The organism is Salinarimonas sp. NSM (assembly GCF_052380005.1).
Classification (GTDB): Bacteria; Pseudomonadota; Alphaproteobacteria; order Rhizobiales; family Beijerinckiaceae; genus Salinarimonas.
This window is the reverse complement of record NZ_JBQTCJ010000024.1, coordinates 23021-49118: the sequence shown is the minus strand read 5'-3', so window position 1 is coordinate 49118 and position 26098 is coordinate 23021. Positions and strand designations below refer to the sequence as shown.

15 protein-coding genes are annotated in these 26098 nt (G+C 71.3%); 4 read left to right on the top strand and 11 right to left on the bottom strand.

Annotated elements, in window-relative coordinates; all coding sequences use genetic code 11:
- Nucleotides 1–241 precede the first annotated feature (241 nt).
- Together hisI and folE are read right to left on the bottom strand one after the other, a co-directional pair.
- Nucleotides 242–676: a phosphoribosyl-AMP cyclohydrolase gene (gene hisI / locus ACTZWW_RS10835; protein ID WP_444780970.1), complete on the bottom strand. Its 435-nt coding sequence runs from the start codon at nt 674–676 to the stop codon at nt 242–244.
- A gap of 141 nt (nt 677–817) precedes the next feature.
- Complete coding sequence (gene folE / locus ACTZWW_RS10830) at nt 818–1456, bottom strand: GTP cyclohydrolase I FolE (RefSeq protein WP_444780969.1); 639 nt, start codon at nt 1454–1456, stop codon at nt 818–820.
- Nucleotides 1457–1647: 191 nt separating this feature from the next.
- On the opposite strand from folE, the gene ACTZWW_RS10825 reads away from it, so the two are divergent.
- Complete coding sequence (locus ACTZWW_RS10825; protein WP_444780968.1) at nt 1648–2091, top strand: iron-sulfur cluster assembly scaffold protein; 444 nt, start codon at nt 1648–1650, stop codon at nt 2089–2091.
- A 27-nt stretch (nt 2092–2118) separates the two neighbouring features.
- Here ACTZWW_RS10825 and hisS read toward each other — a convergent pair whose 3' ends face one another.
- The 9 genes from hisS to ACTZWW_RS10780 form a co-directional block, all read right to left on the bottom strand.
- Complete coding sequence (gene hisS, locus ACTZWW_RS10820; RefSeq protein WP_444780967.1) at nt 2119–3621, bottom strand: histidine--tRNA ligase; 1503 nt, start codon at nt 3619–3621, stop codon at nt 2119–2121.
- A gap of 82 nt (nt 3622–3703) precedes the next feature.
- On the bottom strand, nt 3704–6451 hold the full coding sequence (gene treY / locus ACTZWW_RS10815; RefSeq protein ID WP_444780966.1) for a malto-oligosyltrehalose synthase: 2748 nt from the start codon (nt 6449–6451) through the stop codon (nt 3704–3706).
- Between the two features lie 322 nt (nt 6452–6773).
- On the bottom strand, nt 6774–8795 hold the full coding sequence (gene malQ, locus ACTZWW_RS10810) for a 4-alpha-glucanotransferase (RefSeq protein ID WP_444780965.1): 2022 nt from the start codon (nt 8793–8795) through the stop codon (nt 6774–6776).
- On the bottom strand, nt 8795–10558 hold the full coding sequence (gene treZ / locus ACTZWW_RS10805; RefSeq protein WP_444780964.1) for a malto-oligosyltrehalose trehalohydrolase: 1764 nt from the start codon (nt 10556–10558) through the stop codon (nt 8795–8797). The genes malQ and treZ overlap by 1 nt, the downstream gene beginning before the upstream one ends.
- A gap of 359 nt (nt 10559–10917) precedes the next feature.
- Nucleotides 10918–13026 carry a glycogen debranching protein GlgX gene (gene glgX / locus ACTZWW_RS10800; RefSeq protein ID WP_444780963.1) on the bottom strand — a complete coding sequence of 703 codons (2109 nt, stop codon included), beginning with the start codon at nt 13024–13026 and terminating at the stop codon, nt 10918–10920.
- 7 nt (nt 13027–13033) lie between these two features.
- A complete protein-coding gene (glgB, locus tag ACTZWW_RS10795; RefSeq protein ID WP_444780962.1) occupies nt 13034–15241 on the bottom strand; it encodes a 1,4-alpha-glucan branching protein GlgB in 2208 nt (735 codons plus the stop codon).
- Entirely contained in the window at nt 15241–18519 is a 3279-nt protein-coding gene (gene treS, locus ACTZWW_RS10790; RefSeq protein ID WP_444780961.1) for a maltose alpha-D-glucosyltransferase, read from the bottom strand. The genes glgB and treS overlap by 1 nt, the downstream gene beginning before the upstream one ends.
- A 1-nt stretch (nt 18520) precedes the next feature.
- Nucleotides 18521–21829, bottom strand: a complete 3309-nt coding sequence (locus tag ACTZWW_RS10785) for a maltotransferase domain-containing protein (RefSeq protein WP_444780960.1) — start codon at nt 21827–21829, stop codon at nt 18521–18523.
- A 277-nt stretch (nt 21830–22106) separates the two neighbouring features.
- The gene (locus tag ACTZWW_RS10780) at nt 22107–23144 is read right to left on the bottom strand and encodes a Glu/Leu/Phe/Val dehydrogenase dimerization domain-containing protein (protein WP_444780959.1); all 1038 of its coding nucleotides are present in this window, start codon (nt 23142–23144) and stop codon (nt 22107–22109) included.
- Between the two features lie 189 nt (nt 23145–23333).
- On the opposite strand from ACTZWW_RS10780, the gene metZ reads away from it, so the two are divergent.
- The 3 genes from metZ to ACTZWW_RS10765 all read left to right on the top strand — a co-directional run bounded on the left by metZ (nt 23334) and on the right by ACTZWW_RS10765 (nt 26087).
- On the top strand, nt 23334–24542 hold the full coding sequence (metZ, locus tag ACTZWW_RS10775; RefSeq protein ID WP_444780958.1) for an O-succinylhomoserine sulfhydrylase: 1209 nt from the start codon (nt 23334–23336) through the stop codon (nt 24540–24542).
- 85 nt (nt 24543–24627) lie between these two features.
- Entirely contained in the window at nt 24628–25533 is a 906-nt protein-coding gene (locus ACTZWW_RS10770) for a methylated-DNA--[protein]-cysteine S-methyltransferase (RefSeq protein ID WP_444780957.1), read from the top strand.
- Nucleotides 25534–25643: 110 nt separating this feature from the next.
- Entirely contained in the window at nt 25644–26087 is a 444-nt protein-coding gene (locus tag ACTZWW_RS10765) for a YeeE/YedE family protein (RefSeq protein ID WP_444780956.1), read from the top strand.
- Nucleotides 26088–26098: the final 11 nt, after the last annotated feature.

Genomic DNA, 26098 nt, shown 5'->3' with positions numbered 1-26098 from the left:
GGACGCGGGAAGTGAGACGGGTGCCGGAGACGGCGCGGGCGCGGCGGCGAGACCGAGCGCCGTCTCGGCGAGACCCGCACCGGCCACGCCGGACCCTCCGAAGGCTCTCCGCGCCAGATCACCCAAAAGCATGCCGCACTCTCCCGAGCCGTCGCCCATCGTCTCCTTCGATCGATGAAGGAGATCTGAACAACGTATCGCGATCGTGGATCGATGCGGGAGATCGCGAAAAAAGCGTATCTCAGGGATCGTTGCGCTCGTGCACCGCAGGAACCGCCGCGAGCCGCGGCCCGCCGTCCCCCGTCACGACCCGGCGATAGAAGCACGCCCGCCGTCCGGTATGGCAGCAGCCGCCGTCGCCGCCCACCCGCACCCGCAGCAGGAGCGCGTCCTGGTCGCAATCGACCCGCATCTCGACGAGCGTCTGCACCTGCCCGGAGGTCGCGCCCTTGTGCCAGAGCGCCCCGCGCGAGCGCGACCAGTACCAGGCCTCGCCGGTCTCGAGCGTCATCGCCAGCGCGTCCGCGTTCATGTGGGCGAGCATCAGGATCTCGCCCGTGTCGGCATCCACCGCGATGGCGCTGACGAGCCCGTCCGCCCCGAACCGCGGCGCGAGGATCTCGCCCTCCTCGAGGGCGTGCTTGTCAGGGGCGGCGGGGAAGGTCGCGTGCGTCATCGGGCTCGGATCTCGGTGGCGGAGGCCGGGCCGATAGGTGGCGTGCGCGGGCGCGGCGCGTCAAGGGCTCGCCCGGGTTCATGCGCGCGCGGAAGCCGCCCGGGCGGGGTCCCGACCCCGCCCGAGGAAGCCCGCTACCCGTCACTTCCCCAGGCGCACCTGCGTGAAGAACCGGGCCTGCTCGGCGGGCTCCTCGCGGAAGACGCCGGTGAAGACCGTCGTCACCGTCGAGGCGCCGGCCTTGCGCACGCCGCGCATGGACATGCACATGTGCTCGGCCTCGATCAGGATGGCGATGCCGCGCGGACGCAGGGCGTCGTCGATGGCGTCGGCGATCTGCTGGGTCATGGTCTCCTGCGTCTGCAGGCGCTTGGCGAAGACGTCGACGACGCGGGCGAGCTTGGAGAGCCCCACCACGCCCTTCGACGGGAAGTAGGCGATGTGCGCCGAGCCGTGGAACGGCACCATGTGGTGCTCGCAATGCGAATGGAACGGGATGTCCCGCACCAGCACCATGTCGCCGTAGACCTCGACGTCCTCGAAGACCTTGGCGAGCACAGCGCCCGCGTCCTCCTCGTAGCCGCCGAAGAGCTCGCGATAGGCCTTGGCGACGCGCTTGGGCGTCTCCTTCAGGCCCTCGCGATCCGGGTCGTCGCCCGCATAGGCGATCAGCGTGCGTACCGCCGCCTCCGCCTCCTCCCGGCTCGGCCTGATGATCGTCTTCTCGCCGGCGTCGTGCGCATCCACACGCGCGGACAAGGTCTTAACCACGGCATCCATTGTGGCGCCTCCCGCTTCACATAACGCCCACGCTTACGCGCCGGCTCGCGCCTCGGATGGCGCTTCGCGGCACATGGCCGCAGCGAAGGTCGCGCGGCACGCGCTCGGTCCGACGCGCCGTGTCCCTCGCCCTCCGAGGCTCCACGGCCTATATTGTGCCTCGACGGGGAAATTACGAGCCGGACGTTGCCATGCTCGACGACATCTACAACGCGCGGATCCTGGAGCTCGCCGCGGACATCCCGCGGCTGGGCCGGCTCGCCGCGCCGCAGGCGAGCGCCACCGTGCGCTCGAAGCTGTGCGGCTCGACCGTGACCGTCGACCTCGTCGTCGCGGACGGACACGTCGTGGACTTCGGCCACGAGGTGAAGGCGTGCGCGCTCGGGCAGGCGGCGTCCTCGATCATGGCGCGCCACGTCGTCGGCGAGACGCCGCAGGCGCTGCGGGCCCTGCGCGAGACGATGCGGGCGATGCTCGAGCACGACGGCCCGCCACCCGCCGGCGCCTGGGCCGATTGCGCCGTGCTCGGTCCGGTGCGCGCCTTCAAGGCCCGCCACGCCTCGACGCTCTTGACCTTCGACGCCGTGGTGAAGGCGCTCGACGAGATCGAGAGGACGGCCGCGCAAGTCGCCTGAGCCTTGGCCTGAGCCGTGGCCCGAGCCTCACCGGTGCCGAGCGAGGATCGCGCGTACGGCGTCGACCATCGTCGCTTCCGGGACGGAGACCTGGGCGGGCCGGGCGGCCTTCCACTCCTCGTTGGTCTCGATCGTCGCCGACGCCTTGGAACCCTCGACGAGATCCTTGATCTGGACCTCGCCGCGGTCACGCTCCTCCGAACCCTGGATGATCACGCAGGGACTGCGGCGGCGGTCGGCGTACTTCATCTGCGCCTTCATCCCGGCCGAGCCGAGATACATCTCGGCGCGGATGCCTTCGCCCCGCAGGGTGGCGACGAGGCGCTGATAGTCGACGACACGGTCCTTGTCCATCACCAGCACCACGACGGGCGCCTGCGGCTCGGCGCCGGCGACGATGGGGCTGTTCACGAGCCGCAGCGCCGAGAGGAGCCGCGAGACGCCGATGGAGAACCCCGTCGCCGGCACGGGCTCGGCCCGGAAGCGCCCGACGAGCCCGTCGTAGCGCCCTCCCCCGCCGATCGAGCCGAAGCGCACGGGCACGCCGTCCTCGTTGGTGACGGGGAAGGTCAGCTCGGCCTCGAAGACGGGGCCGGTATAGTACTCGAGGCCGCGGACGACGGAGGGGTCGACCTTCACGCGGTCCGCGTAGCCCGACGCTGCGATCTGAGCTGCGATGTCGCGCAGCTCCCCGACGCCCTGCGCGCCCCGTTCCGAGCCGGCGACGACGGCGTCCAGCGCCGCGAAGGTCTCCTCGAGCGTGGCGCGCGCCGCCTCGGTGAACGCGACGACCCTCTCGGCCTGGCCCGCATCGAGCCCGGCCCCCTTCGTGTAGTCCCCGCTCGGGTCCATCCGCCCCTCGCCGAGCAGCGCGCGCACGCCGTCCACTCCGACCTTGTCGAGCTTGTCGATCGCCCGCAGCACGACGAGGCGCCGCCCGGCCTGCTCCTCGCCGGCGAGCCCGATTGCTTCCATCACCCCGTCGAGGACCTTGCGGTTGTTCACCTTGACGACGTACTGGCCGGCGAGCCCCAGCCGGTCGAGCGTGTCGGCCGCCATCATGCACATCTCGGCGTCCGCCGCGACGGAGGCGGCGCCGACCGTGTCGGCGTCGAACTGCATGAACTGCCGGAAGCGCCCCGGCCCGGGCTTCTCGTTGCGGAAGACCCAGCCCGCGCGATAGGAGCGGTAGGGCTTCGCCAGCGACTCGAAGTTCTCCGACACGTAGCGGGCGAGCGGCGCGGTGAGGTCGTAGCGCAGCGACAGCCACTGCTCGTCCTCGTCCTGGAACGAGAACACGCCCTCGTTCGGGCGGTCCTGGTCGGGCAGGAACTTCCCGAGCGCGTCGGTGTACTCGACGAGGGGCGTCTCCACCGCCTCGAAGCCGTAGAGCTCGTACACCGCGCGGATCTCGGCGAGCATCCGCTCGGCGGCGGCGAGCTCGCCCGGGCCGCGGTCGACGAAGCCTCGCGGCACCCGCGCCTTCAGCCGGTTCGCCTTCGCGTCGTCCGATTTGCCCTGCTTGGCCATGATGCGTCCCGCCCGTGATCCGAGCGCCACGCGATAGCGCGCGCGCGCCCGGGGGGCAACCCGCGCCGACGGCGCGCGTCGCTCAGGCCGCGGTCCAGAGGCTCACGGGAAGCGGGACGAGCAGCTCCGCCACCGGCGTCTCGACGCCGAAGGTCCGCGCGCTCGCCCGCTCGCCGAGCGCCTCCTCCAGCCGCGTGTCGACCAGGTCGTCGGGCACGACGAGGCGCGTGTCGCCCCACCACTCGGCCGGCGGGGCGATCGCGTCGCCGCCGATCAGCGCCCCGCCCATCAGCCGCCCGGCCACCGCGATCGCGAGCGAGGAGGAATGCCGCCGCGCGAAGGCGACGACGTGCGAGGCCCGCCGCCCGCGCACGCCGAGCGGGACGTACTCCCCGTTCGCGAAGAGATCCGGCAGCGCCAGTCGCGCCGCGAGGCAGCGCGCGATCACCCGCTGCTTGATCCGCCCGTCGCGGAACCGCGCTGCGAGATCGGCCAACGGCGCGCCCTCCGCCAGCGCCGCCTCGCGGGCTTCGTAGTCCACCGGGTCACGGTTGTCCGGGTCGACGAGGGAGAAGTCCCAGAACTCGCGGCCCTGGTAGCAGTCCGGCACGCCGGGCGCCGTCGAGCGCAGGAAGACCTGCACGAGCCCGTTCGCCGCGCCCGCCGGCGCCAGTGCCTCGACGAAGGCGTGCACGGAGGCGAGGAAGGCCGGTGCCACCGCCGGATCGGTGATTGCCTCGACGAAGCGGGCGCAGGCGGCCTCGTAGTCGGCGTCCGGCTCCGTCCAGGACGAGTTGAGCTTGGCCTCGCGCAGCGCCTTCTCCTGCCAGCGCACGAGCCGCGCGCCGAGCCGCTTCACGCCCTCCGCGTCGTCCGGCGCGAGGCCGTAGGGCCAGGCGCCGAGCAGCATCTGGTAGAGGACGTACTCGTCCGCCGGATCGACGGCGTCGCGCGTGTGGCGCTTGTTGATGTCGAGCCAGGAGCCCACCCGATCCGCCCACTCCGCGGGAACCTCGGAGAGCGCCGCGAGGCGGGCGCGCACGTCCTCGCCGCGCTTGTGGTCGTGGGTCGCCGTGGCAATCATCCCGTGCGGGAACAGCTCGGCGCGCTCCAGCGACTGCGCATGGAAGGCGTCGCGCGACACGGCGAAGCGACCGGGGTCCGAGCCGACCTCGTTGCGCGAGACGAGCCGGCCGTAGCGGTAGAACGCCGTGTCCTCGACCGACTTCGCCGCGACCGGCGCGCAGAGCTGCTGGAAGGCGACGACGGCGCGCGCGCGGATCTCCTGGTCGGCGACGCCGACGCCCGAGATCCAGCCCGCGACGAGATCGACGATCGGCGCCTCGCCGGGGCCCGCCATGTCCTTGGCTGCGGCGACGGCACGCTCCAGGATCGGCGCGTCCGCGCCCGGCGCCGCACCGGCGGTGGCGTAGGTGCGGTAGGCGGGGAAGGCGGCGACGAGGGCGACCAGCGCGCGGCGCAGCGCGTGGTAGGTGACGTCGCGGGTCTCGAGGTCGCGCCGGGCGAGGTCGTGGAAGGCGTGCGCCACGGCGTCGAGCTGGCCGGCGAAGTTGCGCACCAGCATCTCGTTGCGCGCATCGAGCTCCTCGGAGGCGAAATCCGGATAGCGGCCGGAGACCTCGCTCCACAGGTCGGTGAACATCTCCTCGCCGTCGGGATCGTGCAGGAGCCCGCCGACGGCGTCCATGAACTCGTAGCCGGTGGTGCCGTCCACCGCCCAGTCGGTCGCGAGCGTCTCGTCGTGGGCGAGGATCTTCTCGACGAGCACGATCGCCGGCCCCTCCGGCGCCTCGGGCGGGCGCTGCGGCGCGATCTCGGAGAGCCGCTCGCGCAGGCGCCTTCCGTAGCCGGCGGGGTCGGCGAGGCCGTCGACGTGGTCGATCCGCAGGCCGTCGATCAGGCCCTCGGCGTAGAGGCGGAAGATCTCGGCGTGCACGCCCTCGAACACGTCCTCCTCCTCGACCCTGAGCCCCGCGAGCTCGGTGATGTCGAAGAAGCGCCGCCAGTTGATCTCGTCGCCCGCCGTGCGCCACCAGGCGAGGCGCCAGTTCTGGCGCTCGAGGAGCGGGTGCAGCGTCGCGGGCTCGGACACCCGCGCGAGCGCCGCCTCCAGCGTCTCGCCGGCCATCTCGGCGAGCGCGAGGCGCGCCTCCTTGAAGGCCTCGGGCGTGCGCGCCTCGTCGAAGCGCTCCGCCAGCGGCACGAGCGCGGGGTCGCCGGCACGCAGGATCTCGCCGTAGTCGCCGGGGTTCAGCGGGAAGCGGTGATGGTAGTAGGCCGCGCAGAGCCGACGCATCCGTGGATCGAAGACGATCGTGATCTCGCCGTTCGCCAGCACCTCGCCGTAGGGCGCGCCGAGGAAGGGGGCCGCGACCTTCCCCTCCAGCACGGGGTCGGGCGTGTTCCAGTCGATGTCGAAATAGTGGGCGTAGCGGCTCGCCTGCCCGTTCTCCAGCACGTCGAGCCAGAACCGGTTGTCCGCCCCGCCCACCGCCATGTGGTTGGGCACGATGTCGGCGATGAGCCCCATCCCGTGCCGGCGCGCAGCGGCGACGAGCGCGCGCAGGCCCTCCTCGCCGCCGATCTCGGGATCGACGTCGGTGAAGTCGACGCCGTCGTAGCCGTGCACGGAGCCCCGCCGCGAGGCGAGGATCGGCGAGAGGTAGAGGTGGCTGATGCCGAGCGCCGCGAGGTAGGGCACGACCCGCTCCGCCGCCGCGAACGGGAACTCCCGGCGCAGCTGCAGCCGGTAGGTGGCGCGCGGAACGCGCGGGGCCGTCGCCGGGGCGTTCGGGGTGTCGTGCGTCATTGCTCGAGCCTTCCTCGCGGCCGCGCCGCGGATGCAGGACGCCGACGGTCTCCCCTCCCCCTCGTGGGGAGGGGCCGGGGGTGGGGGGCGTGCAGGACTGCGCGCCTCGGTCGATGCCGTCCTCGGAAGCCGTCCATGGCGGCCGGTCTCGGAGGACGGCATCGGCCGCCCCAGAGCAGTTCACGCCCCACACCCCTAGCCCCTCTCCACGAGGGAGAGGGGGACCGCGTCGCGGCCTTCGCGACGGTCTCGCCTCGCCTCGCGTCCCGGTCCGCCGGAGCGGACGCGGTACGTCGGCGTCGCTCATGACCTCCGACCCGGCTCATCTCTCCCCCCGCGGCCGGGCCTGCGCCAGCAGCGCCATGCGGCGGCGGGCCGGCGTGTCGTCGAGGCCCTGGAACGGAAGCCGCCTGCGCCAATTCGGATGCTCGTCGAGGGTTCCGGGCAGGTTGGGCTGCTCGACGAGGCCGTGCAGGTCCTCCGCCGGCAGGATCGCGAGGGTCGATTCCGTGCGTGCCACGAAGCCGAGCGCGGCGTCGACGACCGGGTCCGTCTCCTCCACCGGCGGCGGATCGCCCTGCGCGGTGCCGGCGGCGACGAAGGCGTCCCACAGCTTCCCGCGATCGGCGTCGCGCTCGGCCAGCTGTGTCTCGTGGAAGGACGCGTCGCCGTGGCCGACGCGCTCACGCCAGGCGACGTCGTTGCCGCGCCACCAGCCGGCCACGGTGGGCAGGTCGTGCGTCGTGGTCATCGAGGCGGCGTGGCGGGCGTAGGCGGCGGGCGGGGTATAGCCGCCGTCCCACTCGCGCTCGAACCAGAGCACCCGCATGCCGAGCACGCCCGCGCGATCGAGCCTCGGCCGGAAGCCGGGGGGCACCGTGCCGAGGTCCTCGCCGATCACGAGCCCGCCGGAGCGGTGCGACTCGAGCGCGACGAGCCGCAGCATGTCCTCCTCGGGGTAGGAGATGTAGCAGCCCTCGTGCGGTGTCATGCCCTGCGGCACCACCCACAGGCGGCGAAGGCCCATCGCGTGGTCGATGCGCACGCCGCCGGCGCAGCGCAGCGCCGCGCGCAGGGTCGCGAGGAAGGGCGCGAAGCCCGTCGCCTGGAGCGCGCGGGGCGAGAAGTTGGTGAGCCCCCAGTCCTGGCCCGTCGGCCCGAGCAGGTCCGGCGGCGCGCCGATGGAGAGGCCGTCGAGCACGTCCTCGCGCCGCGACCAGACGTGGCTGCCCCCGCCGTCCATACCCACCGCCAGGTCCGCGACGAGGCCGATCGCCATGCCCGCGGCCTTCGCCCGCGCCTGCGCGTCGGACAGGGAGCGCTCGGCGAGCCATTGCAGGAAGGCGTGGAAGACGACCTCGTCCACGTGCTCGTGGCAGAAGGCGTCGACCGCGGCGCTCCCGGGGTCGCGGTAGGGCTCCGGCCAGTCGTGGAAGCCCGCCCCGCCGAGATGCGCGTGCAGCGCCTCGTAGCGGGCGTGGTTCTCGAGGAGCGTGCCGCCCGCCGCGCGGAAGGCGGCGAAGTCGGCGCGGTGTCGGGCATCGCCGGAGGCGGCGAAGCGCTCGTAGACCGCGCGCAGCCGCGCGAGCTTGATGCGCGCGCCGGCCTCCCAGTCGACGAGGTCGCCGAGCGGCGGCGCCTCGCCGGGGAGATCGAGCGCGCCGAACACGGCGGTCGGGTCGGCGTAGAGGACGTTGTGGAACAGGCGCGTCGAGGGCGAATAGGGGCTGAAGCGCGACGCGTCCGCGGCGAAGCCCGCGTGCGACGGGCTCATCGCCACCACGTCCGCCCCGCCGCGTCCGGCGGCCTCGCAGAATTTGGCGAGCGAGCCGAAGTCGCCGAACTCCTCCCCCGCCCGCGGCGGGAGCGAATAGATCTGCGCGGCGACGCCGAAGATCGGCCGCCCCCCTGTGGCGTCCTCCACGCGCACGCCGTGCGCGGGGGCGACGGCGAGGGTGAGGTGGTGATCGCCGATCTCGAGGCCGTGATAGCCGGGCTCCAGCACCGGCGGCAGGCTCATGCCGCCGGCGGAGGGGGCGAGGCGCATCTCGCGACGCCCGCCGTGCTCGTGGCGCAGCACGGCGACGGCGCTCTGCGCGAACGCGGGCGGCAACGGCGTCGGCTGGCCGACCTCGGTCGTGAGGCAGGCGAGCCCCGCGCCGGCCTCCTCGCGCAGGCGCGCGCGGCTGTCCGCGACCTCGCCGTCGCTCTCGGCGGAGAGGCCCATCGCGGCGAGCACCCGCCGCAGCGTCTCCGGCGAGACCTGCTGCGGGCGGCCCTTGAAGTCCTCCCAGTGGATGTGCAGGCCCGCCTCCTCGGCGAGCGCGTGGAGCGCGTCGGCCATCAGGCGGCCTCCAGCCAGGCGATGGTGGTGTGGGCGGGAACGCCGCCATCGGCGAGCGGCGCGCCGACGACGACGAAGGGCTCGGCCTCGGGCACGGACACCCCCCCGAGCGGCGCGGGGATCGCCCCGAGGTTCGCGAGCAGCGTCAGCCGCGCGCCGTCGCCCATCCGCCAGCGACCGAGGACGGCCTTCTCGTCGACGACCACCGCGCTCTCCGCCCGCGCGCCCGCGAGACGCGGGGCGATCTCCTCCGCGCGGGCGGAGAGGAGACGGCGGTAGAGGGCGAGGACCGCCTCATCGCCGCCCTCCCCCGCCACCTTCGGGCGCGATCGCTCGAAGGTGGCGGGCGCGTTCGGGTCGGGAATGCGCGCGCGGGTCTGCGGGTCCGCGAACTCGGGGAACGCCTCGAATTCGCGCCGACGCCCCTCGCGCACGGCGTCGGCGAGGGCGTCGTGGTAGTCCGTGAAGAACAGGAACGGCTCCTTCGCCCCGGTTTCCTCGCCCATGAAGATCATCGGCAGTTGCGGGCAGAGCAGGTGGAGCGCGACCGCCGCGTTGAGGGCCTCCCGCTCGACGAGCGCGGCGAGGCGGTCGCCGAAGGCGCGGTTGCCGACCTGATCGTGGTTCTGGATGTGGCTGACGAACGCGGTCGGCGGCAGATGCCCCGACGGCGCCCCGCGCGGCCCGCCCTCCCCGTTCTCCGGCGGCTGCCCCTGGTAGACGAAGCCCTCCTTCAGCGCGCGCGCGAGCTTGCCCGCGGTGTCGCGGCTGTAGTTGCCGTAGTAGGACTGGTCCTCGCCTGTGAGCATCACGTGGACGCAATGGTGGAAGTCGTCGTTCCACTGCGCATCGATCTCGCGGCCGAGATAGCCGGGGTCGTTCTCCTCGTTCTCGAGCACGAGATGCACGTGGCGCCCGGGTTCGATCGTGCGCCGGACCTCGGCCGCCATCTCGTCGAGCCAGTCCTTCTCGCGGATCTGATGGACGGCGTCGAAGCGCAGGCCGTCGACCCGGTACTCCATCAGCCACATCAGGACGTTGTCGGCGAAGTAGCGGCGGACCTCCCGGCGGCGGAAATCGATCGCGGCGCCCCAGGGCGTCTGGACGTCGTTGCGGAAGAAGGGCTCCGCGAAGGCGTGGAGGTAGTTCCCCTCCGGCCCGAAATGGTTGTAGACGACATCGAGGAAGACCTGCAGCCCGAGCCCGTGCGCCTCGTCGACGAGGCGCTTGAGGTCGTGGGGCGAGCCGTAGGCGGCATCGGGCGCATAGGGCAGCACGCCGTCGTAGCCCCAGTTGCGCGCGCCGGGAAACTCGCCGATCGGCATCAGCTGGAGCGCGGTGACGCCGAGGTCGGCGAGCGCAGCGAGATGCGCGCGCACCCCGTCGAAGCCGCCGAGCAGGCCCGGGTGCAGCTCGTAGAGCACGAGCTCCCCGAGCGGCCGGCCCATCCAGGCGTCGTTCTTCCACGTGTAGGCGTGCGGGTCGACCACGAGCGAGGGGTCGTGCACGTCGCCCCGCTGCGCCTTCGAGGCGGGATCGGGCACGGCGACGCCGTCGTCGAGCCGGTAGCGGTAGGGCGTGCCCACGCCACAATCGACCTCGACGGCGAACCAGCCGGCGTCCTCTTTCTCCATGGGAACGGGTGCGCGCCCCTCGATCACGAGATGCGGCTGCCGCTGTATCGGCGCCCAGAGGCGAAAGCGCGTGCGGCCCGGTGAGACCAGGCTCGCGCCCCAGAGGGTGGGGTGGGAATGGCGGGCCATCGGAGGTGTCCTCGTCGGGAGTTCGGGTCAGCCGCTATGCACATGCCGTGCACGCCTGCGACCCACGGGGGGGCGCGGCATGGGGAGGGCGGCTCGCTCGTCGCGCCGAACGGCCCCACCGCCCGCGCTGCGCGCGGACTCCTCCCCTGCGGGGAGGAAGCGAGGTCGCGTGTGTCGCAAACGGCGGATGAAGGCCGCCGACCGGATCCTCCCCGCAGGGGAGGACGGAGGCCGAAGGCCGGAGGGTGGGGAGGACGGCGACGCGGTTCGCGTGCTTGGGAGTACGGCCCCACCGTCCGTGCTTCGCACGAACTCCTCCCCTCCGGGGAGGAAGCAGTACCCCCGTGCCGGCGCGCTCATCACCCTCCCTCCGGCGCGAGCGTCGCGGCGACGAGCACGGCGGCGCGGTCGAGCACGTCGTAGGCGGGCTCGCCGAGGCTCTCCTCGGGGCGATCCGGGTCGGCGGAGTCGATCAGGAGCCGCCAGCCGTCGGCGGGACCGGGGAGCGTGAAGCGGATCGTCTCGTCCGAGCCGTTGAGCAGGAAGGCGACGATCTCGATCGCGCCGTCGTCGCGGCGCATGGCCCGGCGCATGACGAGCGCGCGCTTCTCGTGGTCGTTCCAATCCTCCGGCGAGGGCGTGCCGCCGTTCTCGTCGAACCAGTCGAGGTCGCGGATGCCGTCCGCGATCTCCTGGCCGTAGAGGAAGCGCCGGCAGCGGATGATCGGGTGCTCGCGCCGGATCGCCGCGAGCCGCGCCGTGAACGCGGTGAGCGCCTCGCCGGCGTCCGAGCGCGCCACGCTCCAGTCGAGCCAGGAGATCTCGTTGTCCTGCGCGTAGGCGTTGTTGTTGCCGCCCTGCGTGCGCCCGAACTCGTCGCCCGCGAGGATCATCGGCGTGCCCAGCGCCGCGAAGACCGTCGTGAGCAGCGAGCGCATCACGCGGGTGCGAACGGCGAGGATGTCGGGATCGTCCGTCGGCCCCTCCACGCCCCAATTGCGGGAGTGGTTGTCCGAATGGCCGTCGCGGTTGTCCTCGCCGTTGGCCTCGTTGTGCTTCTCCTCGTAGGCGACGATGTCGGCGAGCGTGTAGCCGTCGTGGGCGGCGATGAAGTTCACCGACGCCCACGGCCGCCGCGCGCGCCGGTCGAAGAGGTCGCCCGAGCCGGAGAGCCGCGCCGCGAGGTCCGAGCGCAGGCCGCCGTCGCCCTTCCAGTAGCGTCGCACACCGTCGCGGAAGCGGTCGTTCCACTCCGCGAAGGACGGCGGATGGTGGCCGAGCTGGTAGCCGCCGGGGCCGATGTCCCAGGGCTCCGAGATCAGCTTCTTGCGCGAGAGGATCGGGTCCTGCCGCAGCGCGTCGAAGAAGCCCGCGCCGGGGTCGAAGCCGTGCGGCTCGCGCCCGAGCGTGACGCCGAGGTCGAAGCGGAAGCCGTCGACGCGGTAGGAGGTCGCCCAATAGCGCAGGCTGTCCATAACCATCTGAAGGACGCGGGCGTTGGACAGGTTCATCGTGTTGCCGGTGCCCGTGTCGTTGATGCAGTGGCGCGGGTCGTCCGGCAGAAGCCGATAGTAGCTCGCGTTGTCGAGCCCGCGCCAGGAGAGCGTCGGCCCGAGCTCGCCGCCCTCGCAGGTGTGGTTGTAGACAACGTCGAGGATCACCTCGATCCCGGCCGCGTGCAGGCGGCGGATGGCGATGCGCAGGTCGTTGTTGTCCCCGCCCGGCATGATGTAGCGTGGCTCGGGGGCGAAGAACGAGAGCGTGTTGTAGCCCCAGTAGTTCGTCAGCCCCTTCTCCTGCAGGAAGCGGTCCTGAAGGAAGGCGTGGATCGGCAGGAGCTCGATCGACGTGACGCCGAGCCGCTTGAGATGCTCGATCACCGCGGGGTGCGCGAGCGCGGAATAGGTGCCGCGCTCGGGAATGCGCACGTCGTCGAGGAGCTTGGTGAGCCCCTTCACGTGCGCCTCGTAGATCACCGTCTCCGACCAGGGCACGTTCGGCGCCCGGTCGTCGCCCCAGGAGAACGAGTCGTCGACGACGACGGCCTTGGGCACCGCCGGCGCGCTGTCGCGCCGGTCGAAGGAGAGATCGCCGCGCGGGGACAGCACGCGGTATCCGAACAGCGCGTCCGTCCAGCGCGTCTCCCCGTGCAGCGCCTTGGCGTAGGGATCCACGAGGAGCTTGTTGGGGTTGAAGCGGTGGCCGCGCTGGGGCTCGTAGGGCCCGTGCGCCCGGAAGCCGTAGAGCAGCCCCGGCTTCACGTGCGGCAGGTAGCCGTGCCAGACCTCGTCGGTCCATTCCGGAAGGTCGTAGCGCGCGATCTCCCGTCGGCCCGTGGGATCGAAGATGCACAGCTCGATGCGCTCGGCATGCGCCGAGAACACGGCGAAGTTCACGCCGAGCCCGTCCCAGGTCGCGCCGAGGGGATAGGCGGAGCCGGGAGAGAGCCGGTCGGGGAGAAGGGGCATGGATTCCTCAGGCCTGATGGCGGAAGACGACCGCCGCGAGCGGGGGTAACGTGATACCGACCGAATGGCTCCGCCCGTGCGCCGGAATCGCCTCCGTGCGCACCGCCCCGGCATTACCGAGATTGGTGCCGCCGTAGATCTGCGCGTCCGTGTTGAGGATCTCGCTCCAGGTACCGCCCTCGGGAACGCCGATGCGGTACTCGTGGCGCGGCACCGGGGTCATGTTGAGCACGACCAGCAGCGGCTTGGCGTCCCCCGTCCCGCGCCGGAGATAGGCGAAGACCGAGTTCTGCGTGTCGTCGCCCACGATCCACTCGAAACCGGAGGGCTCGGCATCCGTCGTGAACAGCGCCGGCTCGCGGGCGTAGAGCTTGTTGAGGTCGCGCACCAGCATCTGCAGGCCCGCGTGGCTCTGGTTCTTCAGGAGCGCCCACTCGATCTCCCCGTCGTGGTTCCACTCGCGGTGCTGGCCGATCTCGCAGCCCATGAAGAGCAGCTTCTTGCCGGGATGGGTCCACATGAAGCCGAAATAGGCACGCAGGTTGGCGAGCTTCTGCCACTCGTCACCCGGCATCTTGCCGATGAGCGAGCCCTTGCCGTGCACGACCTCGTCGTGGGAGATCGGCAGCACGAACTTCTCGGAGAAGGCGTAGACGAGCCCGAAGGTCAGCTCGTTGTGATGATAGGAGCGATACAGCGGCTCGCGCTGGATGTAGTGCAGCGTATCGTGCATCCAGCCCATGTTCCACTTGTAGGAGAAGCCGAGCCCCCCCTGCGAGACCGGCTGCGAGACGCCCGGGAAGGCGGTCGATTCCTCGGCGATCGTGATCGCGCCGGGGGCGCGCTCCTGCACGATCTGATTCATGCGCTTGAGGAAGTCGATCGACTCGAGGTTCTCGCGCCCGCCGAAGCGGTTGGGGATCCACTGGTCGTGTTCCCGCGAGTAGTCTCGGTAGAGCATCGAGGCGACCGCGTCGACGCGCAGCGCGTCGATGTGGAAGGTCTCCGTCCACCACAGCGCGGACGCGACGAGGAAGCCCTGCACCTCCTTGCGGCCCATGTTGTAGATGTACGTGTTCCAGTCCTGGTGATAGCCCTCCCGCGGGTCCTCGTGCTCGTAGAGCGCCGTGCCGTCGAACCGGGCGAGCCCGTGCGGGTCCGTGGGGAAGTGGGCGGGCACCCAGTCGAGGATGACGCCGAGATCGGCCCGGTGGCACGCGTCGACGAAGCGCGCGAAGCCCTCCGGCGTGCCATAGCGGGCCGACGGCGCGAACAGCGACAGCGGCTGGTAGCCCCACGAGCCGCCGAACGGGTGCTCCATGATCGGCATCAGCTCGATGTGCGTGAAGCCGAGGTCGGCGACGTAGGGGATCAGCGTGTCGATGAGCTGGTCCCAGTCGAGCGTGCCCTGCGGCTCGCCCTCCGGCCGCAGCCAGGAGGCGGGGTGCACCTCGTAGACCGCCATCGGCTGCGTCGGCGCCTGGCGCGCGCCACGCTTGGCCATCCACTCCTCGTCCGTCCAGCGGAAGGCGTGGGGGGCGGCGACGATGGAGGCGTTCGCCGGCGGCGTCTCGGTGCGGCGCGCCAGCGGGTCCGCCTTGGGCGGCAGCGTCTCGCCGTGCTTGCCGACGATCTCGTACTTGTAGCGCTCGCCCGGGCCGATGCGCGGCACGAACAGCTCCCACACGCCGGCGGAATGGCGCAGCCGCATCGGGTGGCGCCGCCCGTCCCAGGAGTTGAAGTCGCCGATCACCGAGACGCGCCGTGCGTTGGGCGCCCAGACCGAGAAGGCGACGCCCTCGACACCCTCGTGTGTCATCGGCTGCGCGCCGAAGCGCTCGGCGAGGTCCCAATGGGCACCCTCGGAGAAGAGGTGCAGGTCGAGGTCTCCGAGCACCATGCCGAAGGAATAGGGGTCCTCCGTCTCCTGGACCGTGCCCGGCCAGCTGATGCGCAGCCTGTAGCGCTCGCGACGGCTGACGAGCCCGGCATGGAGGCCCTCGCGCACCTGGTTCAGGCGCCCGAGAACCTCGCCGTTCTCGCGCGAGACGACCTCGACCGCCTCGGCACCGGGAAGGAAGGCGCGCACGGCGGGGCCCTGCCCCGTGTCGTGCATGCCCAGGAAGGCGAACGGATCGGTGAGGCGCCCGGCGAGCGCCTCCATCGCCGCGGCCTCGACGCCCTCGATCTCCGGTGCGTGCGTGGCTTGGGTCATCAGGATGGCTCCTCGTTGGCGTTGAGCAGGCGCTCGGCCACGTGGGCGAACCCGTTGAGCGGGACGTCCAGCCACGCCGGCCGGTTGGCCGCCTCGTAGGTGATCTCGTAGGCCGCCTTCTCGAGCACGAACAGGTCGAGAAGGGCCGGGTTGGGGATGCCGTCCGGGTCGACCTCGGCGTAGGCCGCGAGGAAGGCGTCCTCCGCGACCTGGCGGAAGAGCGAGCGCAGCTGCGCGCCGCGCGCCTCCGTCATCGGCCCCTGCGGGGTATGGCGATGCTTCTTCAGGTTCGAGGCCGCGTAGTCGAACGAGCGGATGACGCCCGCGACGTCGCGCAGCGGGCTCGCCTTGGCGCGGCGCTCCGCGATGGGCTTGGCCGGCTCGCCCTCGAAGTCGATGATCATCACGTCGCTGCCGGCCACCAGCACCTGCCCGAGATGCAGGTCCCCATGGACGCGGATGCGCCGCGTACCGGCGAGCGCGGCGGCCTTCTCGTCGACGAGCGCGAGCAACCGCGCGCGGTTGCCGAGCAGGGTGCGCGCCTGCGCGGCGTCTTCCTCGTTCTCCCACGCGCCGTAGGCCTCGATGGCGGCGAAGGCCGCTTCGAGCTGGGCGCGCACGCCGGCGCGCACGCGCTCCGCCTCCGCCGCGTCGGCGGCCTCGGGGCTGAAGTCGGGATCGTCGGTCTCGCGACCGAGGATCGCGTGCATCTCTGCGAGCCGGCGTCCGAGATTGCCGGCGAAGGCGGCGTAGGTCTCGAAGCGGTGGCCGTTCTCCTCCTCGTCCTCCTCCGTGTGAGCGGAGAGCTCGTCGATCGTGCGATCGAGGTAGTTCAGCGTCCACTGCCAGCCGTCGCCCTGATTGAGGACGAAGCCCTGGACGATGGCGAGCGTCGTCGGCGTGCCGTCGGCGGCGACGTGGACCGCCTCGCCCAGCAGCGGCGGCGCGTTCGCGAAACCGTGCTCGGTGAGGTAGCGGCTCATCTCCGCTTCCGGATGGACGCCCGGCGTGAGCTTGCGCAGGAGCTTGAGCACCGCCCGGCGGCCGACGATGAGGGTCGAGTTCGACTGCTCGGCCGTGAGCCACTCGATCTCGGAATCGGCGTCCGGCGCGTGCTCGGCGAAGTGCGACGTCGCCCGGAAGCGGATCTCGCCCGTCTCCGTCCGCAGCACGCTCTCCTCCGCGAGCCCCTGGGTGAGCGCGCGGGCGAAGCCCGGCATGGCGAAACCGTCGGTGAGATAGCCCACGCGTCGGCCCATGCGCACCCGCGCCATCGCGAGCTGAGGCGCGAAGGGCGCCGGCTGCTCGTCGTCCCAGGAGATCGCGAGCGGCAGCGCGTAGCGCTCCGGGCCCGCCTGCGTGGTGATCTCGACGAGCGCCATCAGGATGTCCTTGCCCGCACCGGGCAGCGGCATCGCGCCGATCAGCTCGACCGCCTCGATCGCCTGGTCCTTGCGCTGGAACCAGCGCCGGTGCGGCGCATAGCCCGGGAGCACGTCGCGCAGGAGCGTGTCGCGGGCCTTGCCGTCGACCACCTCGGAGACGCCCCGGCGCACCACGAAGGTGAGGTGCTCGGGCTCGATGCCCGCCGTCGCGGTCGACCATTGCGGCGGCTCGACCGTCTCGGAGAGCTGGAACCAGTAGAAGCCGTAGGGCGGCAGCGTCAGCAGGTACGGCAATTGCCCGACCTGCGGGAAGGAGGCCCCGCCGGAGAGCTCGACCGGGATGCGCCCGGCGAACTCCGCGAGGTTGAGCTCCACGGCTTGAGCCTGGCGCGAGACGTTGGCGACGCACAGGATCGTGTCGCCGTCGAGCTCGCGCAGGTAGGCCAGGATCTTGCGGTTGGCGGGCCGCAGGAAGCGGATCGTGCCGCGCCCGAAGGACGGATGCTGCTTGCGCACCGCGAGCATGCGGCGCGTCCAGTTGAGCAGCGAGGACGGGTCGCGCTCCTGGCTCTCGACGTTGACGCGGTCGTAGCCGTAGAGCGGGTCCTGAATCGGGGGCAGCGTCAGCCGCGCGGGGTCCGCGCGCGAGAAGCCGCCGTTGCGGTCCGGCGACCATTGCATCGGCGTGCGCACGCCGTCGCGGTCGCCGAGGAAGATGTTGTCGCCCATGCCGATCTCGTCGCCGTAGTAGATCACGGGCGTGCCGGGCATGGTGAGCAGCAGCGAGTTCATCAGCTCGATGCGGCGGCGGTCGCGCTGCAGCAGGGGCGCGAGGCGGCGACGGATGCCGAGGTTGATGCGCGCGCGCGTCTCCGACGCGTAGGTGTTCCAGAGGTAGTCGCGCTCCTTGTCGGTCACCATCTCGAGCGTGAGCTCGTCATGGTTGCGCAGGAAGATCGCCCATTGGCAGTTCTCGGGGATCTCCGGCGTCTGGCGCATGATGTCGGTGATCGGGAAGCGGTCCTCCTGCGCGATCGCCATGTACATGCGCGGCATCAAGGGAAAGTGGAACGCCATGTGGCATTCGTCGCCCTGTCCGAAGTAGTCCTGCGTGTCCTCCGGCCACTGGTTCGCCTCGGCGAGCAGCATGCGGTCCGGGTAGGTAGCGTCGAGCTCGGCGCGGATCTGCTTGAGGACGCCGTGCGTCTCGGGCAGGTTCTCGTTGTTCGTGCCCTCGCGCTCGACGAGATAGGGCACCGCGTCGAGCCGCAGCCCGTCGACGCCCATGTCGAGCCAGAAGCGCATGATCGAGAACACCTCCTTCAACACTCGCGGGTTGTCGAAGTTCAGGTCCGGCTGGTGGCTGTAGAAGCGGTGCCAGAAGTACTGGTTCGCCACCGGGTCCCAGGTCCAGTTCGACTTCTCGGTGTCGAGGAAGATGATCCGCGTGCCGGAATATTTCTTGTCGTCGTCGGACCAGACGTAGAAGTCGCGCGCCGCCGAGCCGGGCTTGGCCCGCCGCGCCTTCTGGAACCAGGGGTGCTGGTCCGAGGTGTGGTTGATCACGAGCTCGGTCACCACGCGCAGGCCGCGCGCGTGCGCCTCCTCGACGAAGCGCTTGAAGTCGCGCGCCTTGCCGTACTCCGGATGGACGTTGCGGTAGTCCGCGATGTCGTAGCCGTCGTCGCGCCGGGGCGACGGGTAGAACGGCAACAACCAGATGCAGGTGACACCGAGCTCGGTGATGTAGTCGAGCTTCTGCAGCAGCCCCTCGAAGTCGCCGATCCCGTCGTTGTTGGAATCGAAAAACGACTTCACGTGCAGCTGATAGATCACCGCGTCCTTGTACCAGAGCGGATCGGTGTTCGTTATGAGCGACTTCTTGCGCGGCAAGTCAGGCCCCCTGATGCGGTCGGATACGCCAGATGACGAAGGGATACTCGAACGGGTCGAGGCGGATGTGCTGCGTCTTGCCGTGCCAGACGAAGGCGCGGTCGGCGATCAGGTCCTCGACCATCACGGCGCCGTCGTCGGGCAGGCCGAACTCCCAGAGCGGGATCTCGAAGTCGCAGGCGTTCGCCACGTGCGGATTGAGGTTGACCATGACGAGGATCATGTCGTCGCCCTCGCGGGAGGGCTTGCCCCAGTACAGGATCTCGTCGTGGTAGGCGTTGTAGAAGCGCGTGTTGGTGTGCGTGTGCAGCGCCGGGTTGGCGCGCCGGATGCGGTTGAGCCGCGTGATGTCGGCGACGATGTTCCCGGGCATCGAGAAATCGCGCGCCTTGATCTCGTACTTCTCCGAATCCTTGTACTCCTCCTTGCCCGGCACCGGCTCGCCCTCGAGCACTTCGTAGCCGGAATACACGCCCCACAGCCCCCCGAGTGTCGCGGCGAGGCAGGCGCGAACGAGGAAGCCGGCGCGCCCGGAGCTCTGGAGGTAGTAGGGGTTGATGTCCGGCGTGTTGACGAAGAGGTTCGGGCGGAAGAAGTCCTTGGGCGCCTCGTTCGCCAGCTCCTCGAAGTAGGAACGCAGCTCCCACTTCGTGTTGCGCCAGGTGAAGTAGGTATATGACTGGGTGAAGCCGAGCTTGGCCAGCCCGTACATCATCTTCGGCCGCGTGAACGCCTCCGACAGGAAGATCGCGTCCGGATACTGCGCCTTCACGTCGGCGATCATCCACTGCCAGAACGGCAGCGGCTTGGTGTGCGGATTGTCGACGCGGAAGGTGCGAACGCCCTCCTTGCACCAGAAGAGGACGATGTCGCGCAAGGTTGTCCACAGGTCCGGAACGGCGTCGGGCTTGTAGAAGTCGACGTTGACGATGTCCTCGTACTTCTTGGGCGGGTTCTCCGCGTACTTGATCGATCCGTCCGGGCGGTAGTCGAACCAGCCCGGATTCTCCTTCAGCCACGGGTGGTCCGGCGAGCACTGGATGGCGAAGTCGAGCGCGATCTCGAGCCCGTGCTCCTCGGCCGCCTCGCGCAGCGCACGGAAGTCCTCGAAGGTGCCGAGCTCGCGATGCAGCGCATCGTGCCCGCCGTCCGGCGCGCCGATCGCGTAGGGCGAGCCGGGATCGTCCGGGCCGGGCGTGAGGGTGTTGTTCTTGCCCTTGCGGTTCTTCCTGCCGATCGGGTGGATCGGCGGGAAGTAGAGCACGTCGAAGCCCATGTCGCGGACCCGCGGCAGGTGCGGGATCACGTCCCGCAGCGTCCCGTGGCGATGGACGTCGCCACTCATCGAGCGCGGGAAGAGCTCGTACCAGCTCGCGAAATGGGCCTGCGTCCTGTCGGCCTCGATCGGCTGCACGAACGAGCGGGACGCGAACGGGCGGTCGTCCGCCTCGCGCATCAGCGCCCGCGCCTGCGGGGCGAGGAGCACGTGCACGCGCTCGTCTCCTTCGGTTCGATCGAACCGCGCGAGAATCTCCTCGAGCCCGGCGGCGAGCTCGCCCGAGGCGCGCTTGCGGGCCGCATCGAGGTGCTGGCGGCCCTCGATCAGGTCGAGCTGGTAGTCGACCTTGGCATCGAACTTCTTCGTCAGGTCGCGGCAGAAGGTCTGGTAGACGTCGTGCCAGGCCTCGATCACGTACTCGTGCCGGCCCATGCGCTCGAGGAAGAGCGTGCCCTGGAAGCGATCGTTGCCGATCGGCTCCATCGGCGCGCTGCGCCACGTCTCCTCGTCGACGGCGCGCCACATCAGCGCGACGCCGAGCACCTCGTGCCCGTCCATCAGCGCGTCGGCCTCGACCACCATCGCGTCGCCGACGACGCGCTTGACCGCGTAGCGCCCCTCGTCGACGGAGGGCGCGAGGTTGTCGACGAGGATGCGTGGCCACTTGGTGGCCGCCGTCGTTACCGCCCGCTTGCCCGGCTGCCGGCCGACCTTCACCGGCGCCGCGCGAGGCGCGCGGGCGACGAAGGCCTCGCCGGGATGGAGCGCGATCAGGTCCCCCGCCGACGCGGTCGGATCCGAGGCGCCCGCCTCCACCGGCGCGAAGGCGCCGAACGTGCCGCCCATCTGCCCGCGCAGCTTCGCCGCGAAGACGTCGTTGGGCTCGTACAGGTCCGGATTGATGGCGACGAGGAGCGCCTCCTCCGCGATGCGCGGGTCGCGCGCCGTGCGCAGGAAGCCCGTGACGCGGGCGGAGGGGCCGGTGAGCGGACGCAGCATCGGCCGCTCGCGCAGGAGCGGCGTCTTCGCGACGAGCCGGTTCACCCGCTCGACCATCTCGCCGAGGTCGAAGGGCGCCTCCGCGGCGGCACGGTCGTAGTCCTCCGGCGTCGACACCACGGCGTCCATCGGCCGGCGCGCGGCGACCTCGACGCCCATCGGCGCGAGCAGGCCGCAGCCGAGCGCGGCGGCGGCGTGGAGCGCGCGGTCGTAGGCGGGGCGAAGCCCGCGATTGTCGCGCACCCGCTCCGCCAGCCGCGTGGCGAAGGGCGCCTCCACGGTCGCGATCGGCGGCGCGATGGAGGCGAGCGCGTCGTGCTCCTCGAGGTACCAACCGGCGCGGTAGTCCCACCAGGCGAGCGAGGTCAGCGTGTGATCGAAGCCGACGCCGCGCAGGCCGCAGACGTCGGGGCGGGGCACGCCCGTCGTGTCGGCGACGAAGAGCGTGTCGCGCTTCACGTCCCGCGCCGCCGCCATCAGCCGACCCCAGAGATCGGCCGTCGGCGCCGCCGGCTTGAGCGCGCGATAGCCCGCCACCCCGATCTCGGCGTATGCGGCGAGCCGCGGCGTCCAGAACCGCGCGAGCCGATCGCCGCACGCGTCCGCGATGCGCGACATCGCGGTGCCCTGGGGGCTCGCCGGATGGCGTGGGTCGATGATGCCCATCGGCGTCTCGCGGCGCACGGTGAAGCAGTCCGGCGCCGCCTCGACGAAGGGGTGCTCCAGCGCGAAGCTCTGCGGCGCGATGTCGAGCATCAGCGAGAGGCCGCGCTCGCCCGCCTTGTCGACGAGCCAGCGAATCACGTCGGCGGCGCCGTATTCGGTCTCGAGGCCGGGATGGGCCGCATCGTGGTCGGCGGGGAAGAAGACGTCGCCCGCGCGCCCGGGGGCGTAGATCGGCGAGACGAGAACGTGGTCGAAGCCCAGGCGGCGCACCCGCTCGAAATGATCGACGAAGCGCCCGAGCGACCCGACGAGCCGGTGGTGCATGTAATAGATGCGTGGCGCTTTCAGGATGGGGGTCTCGGCCATCGTCCCTCGCGTGTTGACTCGTCTCGTGTCGGTGGCGTCGTCGGCGTCGTTGTCGGATTCTCGGCGCACGCGAGGACCGCGCGCGCAATGGGATCGGGCGGCCGCGCCGCCCGGGAGGTCGAAATCTCGTTTCGCGCGTCTCGAGCCCGGCGGGTGCGGGCTCTTCCGATGGCGGGTCAACACCCCGCCTAGGCGCGGGTTCCCACGGGCTCGGCGCAAGCTAAGCAAGACGACGCCCGCAGCGCAACCCCGCGGCGGCCCGCCGCGCCGCGCCCGCTCACCCGAGGCGCCGGCGGGCGAAGGCCTCGGCGACGCCGTTGGGCGAGACGTTCTCGGCCTTCGCTTCGCGCAGGATCGCCTCGATGTTGGCGACCATCGCGGCCAGCCGCTCCTCCAGCCAGCCGGCGTCCGTGCGCCCCTCGATCTCGCGGGCGACGTTGATGATGCCGCCGGCGTTGAGCGCGAAATCCGGGACGTAGAGGATGCCGCGCGCGTGCAGCGCCTCGGCGTGCTCGGGTCGCGCCAGCTGGTTGTTCGCCGCGCCCGCCACGATCCGCGCCTTCAGCCGCGGGATCGTCGAGTCGTCGAGCACGCCGCCGAGCGCGCAGGGCGCGAAGACGTCGGCTTCCACCGCGACGATCTCCTCGGGCGCCACGACGCGGGCGTCGAAGCTGCGCTGCGCATCCGCGAGGCGCGCGGCGTCGATGTCGGCCACGACGAGACGTGCGCCGGCGCCGTGGAGGAGCGCGCACAGGTGCCGGCCGACATGGCCGAGCCCCTGCACCGCGACGGTGCGCCCGGCGAGGGCGTCCGAGCCCGTCGCCACCGCGAGCGCCCGGCGCAGGCCCTCGAATACGCCGCGCGCGGTCACCGGCGAGGGATCGCCCGACGCGTGCGGCCCGCTCGAGAGCCCGGCGACGTGCGCGGTCGTCTCGCGCACGATCTCCATGTCCGCGACGCCGACCCCCACGTCCTCGGCGGTGGTGTAGAGGCCGCCGAGCGCGTCGACCGCGCGCCCGAAGGCCCGCAGCAGCGAAGGCGTCTTGTCCCTGCGCGGGTCGGCGATGATGACGGACTTGCCGCCCCCGAGGTCGAGCCCCGCCACCGCGTTCTTGTAGGTCATGCCGCGCGAGAGCCGCAGCGCGTCCGCGAGCGCCTCCTCCTCGCTGGCGTAGGGCCACATGCGGCAGCCGCCGGCGGCGCGGCCGAGGCGGGTGGAATGCACGGCGATGATGGCCTTCAGGCCGGTCTCGACGTCGTGCGCGAACAGCACGCGCTCGTGGCCGTCGAACTCGGGGTGGGCGAATAGGGGCACGCGTCGGGTCCTCCTCGCTGTGCGAAACCGCCGGGACCGTGCCCCCGTTCCGACGCACGCACAAGCTTGCCGAGGGTCGCTCGACGCAATCGTACGGGGGAAACGAAACACCCTGATTCGGGCTTGCGCTCGGGCGCGGGTTCCTGCAAACGTTGGAGCGTTCGTTATACAGAACGAGATGACCGTCCGATGACCGATCAACGTTCGCCGCTCCGCCCGGAAACCCTCGCAGTTCATGCCGCAGCGCATCGCTCGCCGTTCGGCGAGACGTCCGAAGCGCTGTTCCTGACCCAGGGCTTCGTCTATCCGGACATGGAGACGGCGGAGGCGCGGTTCAAAGCCAAGGGCGCGCAGGGGTTCGTCTACTCGCGCTTCGGCAACCCGACGGTCGCGATGTTCGAGGAGCGCATGGCGGCGCTCGAGGGCGCCGAGGCCGCCCGCGCCACGGGCTCGGGCATGGCCGCCGTCGCAGCGGCGCTGATGGGGCCGCTGAAGACGGGCGACCACGTGGTCTCGGGCTCGGTCCTGTTCGGCTCGTGCCGCTTCGTCCTGGCGGAGATCCTGCCGAAGTTCGGCATCACCACGACCTTCGTCGACGGCACCGACCCCGCCGCCTGGCGCGCGGCGGTGCGGCCGGAGACGGCGGCGATCTTCCTCGAGAGCCCCGCCAACCCGACGATGGACCTCGTCGACATCGCGGCGATCGCGGGGATCGCGCGGGAGGCGGCCGCGATCCTCGTCGTCGACAACGCGCTCGGCATCCCCACCGTCTCGAACCCGCTCGCGCTCGGCGCGGACGTCGTCACCTACTCGGCGACCAAGCACATCGACGGGCAGGGACGATGTCTGGGCGGCGTCGTGCTCGGATCGAAGGCCTTCATCGAGGAGCGCATCCAGCCCTGGCTGCGGCACACCGGGCCGGCGCTCTCGCCCTTCAACGCCTGGGTCATGCTCAAGAGCCTCGAGACGCTCTCCCTGCGGGTGCGCCAGCAGGCGTCGAACGCTCTCGCGATCGCCGAGGCGCTGGAGAACGCGCCGGGGATCGAGCGGGTGCGCTATCCTGGCCTGCGCTCCTCGCCCCAATACGATCTCTGCCGCCGCCAGATGACCTGCGGCGGGACCGTGCTCGCGCTCGACGTCGCCGGCGGCAAGCGCGGCGCCTTCGCCTTCGGCCGGGCGCTCGAGGTGATCAAGGTGTCGAACAATTTCGGCGACGCGAAGAGCCTCGTCACCCACCCGGCCACCACGACTCACGAGCGCTTCACGCCGGAGGAGCGGACCGCGATGGGCATCGGCGAGGGCATGCTGCGCCTCTCCGCCGGGCTGGAGCACCCCGAGGATCTGGTCGCCGACGTCCTGCGCGCCGCGCAGGCGGCCGCGGTCGTGGCGGCGACGTGAGGACGAGGCGCGGGCTCCGGCGTTTTCGGGTGTCGCGCCGGAGGGCGCGGTCGTAGGGTTCGCACGTGCAAGGAGCCCATCCGCCATGCTCGACATCGCCCGCGCCATCGACACCGACCTCGACCGCACGTCCAGCGATCCGGCCACGCCCGCCGTCCTGTGCGCCGACTACGACGTCGTGCGCCGCGTCATCGCCTTCATTTCCGAGAACTGGCGCGACCAGCCCTCGCTCGAGACGATCGCGGATCACGTCGGGCTCTCGACCAGCCACGTGCACCATCTCTTCCGTCGCTGGGCCGGGCTCTCGCCCAAGGCCTTCCTCCAGGCGATCACGCTCGACAACGCCAAGCGCCTGCTCGATGCCTCGGCGAGCGTGCTCGACACGACGCTGGAGCTCGGCCTGTCGGGGCCGGGCCGGTTGCACGACCTCTTCGTCAATCACGAGGCGATGACGCCGGGCGACTACAAGGCCAAGGGCGCGGGGCTCACGCTCTCCTACGGCTATCACCCCTCCCCCTTCGGCGAGGTGATCGTCGTGGCGACGCCCCGCGGCCTCGCCGGGCTCGGCTTCGTCGACGACGGCAATCGGTGCGCGGCCCTCTCCGACATGCGCGGACGCTGGCCCCGGGCGACCTGGGTCGCCGACCAGGAGACCACCGCGCCCTACGCCGCGCGCGTGTTCGATTCGGGCCGCTGGCGGCCGGACCAGCCCCTCGACGTCGTGCTGATCGGCACCGACTTCGAGGTTCGCGTCTGGCGCACCCTGCTCGGCATTCCCTTCGGGCGCGCCACGACCTATTCCGACGTGGCGCAGACGATCGGCAAGCCCTCGGCGGCCCGCGCGGTCGGCGCGGCCGTGGGTCGCAACCCCATCTCATTCGTCGTCCCCTGCCACCGTGTCGTCGGCCGATCGGGCGCGCTGACGGGCTACCATTGGGGCCTCACACGCAAGCGAGCGATCCTCGGCTGGGAGGCGGCCCGGATGGCGTGAGCTTGTTGTTTAGATTTGACTAAATTAGATTTATCTCATAGATGGTCGGCACGGGCGCGCCTCTCGCGGGCGCCCTTTCAAACGCGTCGTGCCTTCCGGAGAGATCCCCCGTGCCACTTCCCCCGACCGAGTTCACCCCCCTCGCCGCCTTGATCGGCGGCGGGCTGATCGGCCTGTCCTCCGTCCTCCTCATGCTCTTCCTCGGGCGCATCGCCGGCATCATCGGCGTGGCCGCGCGCGCGTTGAGCGCGGTCTCGGTCCCGGCCGTCGACCGGAACTGGCGCTTCGCCTTCCTCGCCGGGCTCGTGGCCGCCGCGCCGCTCGTGTGGCTCGCGACCGGCGAGCCGGTCCGCCAGACCGTCTCCGACGACCTTCCCGTGATGGCGCTCGCCGGCCTCCTCGTCGGCTTCGGCTCGGCGCTCGGCTCCGGCTGCACGTCGGGACACGGCGTGTGCGGCCTCGCGCGGCTGTCGCCCCGCTCGCTCGTTTCGGTCGTGACCTTCATGGCCGCCGCGATCGCCACGGTCTTCGTCCTGCGTCACGTGATCGGCTGAGGGAGAGGGAT

Coding starts and splice junctions, on each gene's coding strand:
- hisI (WP_444780970.1), bottom strand. CDS start 676: ATGACGCACGCGACCTTCCCCGCCGCCCCTGACAAGCACGCCCTCGAG.
- folE (WP_444780969.1), bottom strand. CDS start 1,456: ATGGATGCCGTGGTTAAGACCTTGTCCGCGCGTGTGGATGCGCACGAC.
- ACTZWW_RS10825 (WP_444780968.1), top strand. CDS start 1,648: ATGCTCGACGACATCTACAACGCGCGGATCCTGGAGCTCGCCGCGGAC.
- hisS (WP_444780967.1), bottom strand. CDS start 3,621: ATGGCCAAGCAGGGCAAATCGGACGACGCGAAGGCGAACCGGCTGAAG.
- treY (WP_444780966.1), bottom strand. CDS start 6,451: ATGACGCACGACACCCCGAACGCCCCGGCGACGGCCCCGCGCGTTCCG.
- malQ (WP_444780965.1), bottom strand. CDS start 8,795: ATGGCCGACGCGCTCCACGCGCTCGCCGAGGAGGCGGGCCTGCACATC.
- treZ (WP_444780964.1), bottom strand. CDS start 10,558: ATGGCCCGCCATTCCCACCCCACCCTCTGGGGCGCGAGCCTGGTCTCA.
- glgX (WP_444780963.1), bottom strand. CDS start 13,026: ATGCCCCTTCTCCCCGACCGGCTCTCTCCCGGCTCCGCCTATCCCCTC.
- glgB (WP_444780962.1), bottom strand. CDS start 15,241: ATGACCCAAGCCACGCACGCACCGGAGATCGAGGGCGTCGAGGCCGCG.
- ACTZWW_RS10785 (WP_444780960.1), bottom strand. CDS start 21,829: ATGGCCGAGACCCCCATCCTGAAAGCGCCACGCATCTATTACATGCAC.
- metZ (WP_444780958.1), top strand. CDS start 23,334: ATGACCGATCAACGTTCGCCGCTCCGCCCGGAAACCCTCGCAGTTCAT.
- ACTZWW_RS10770 (WP_444780957.1), top strand. CDS start 24,628: ATGCTCGACATCGCCCGCGCCATCGACACCGACCTCGACCGCACGTCC.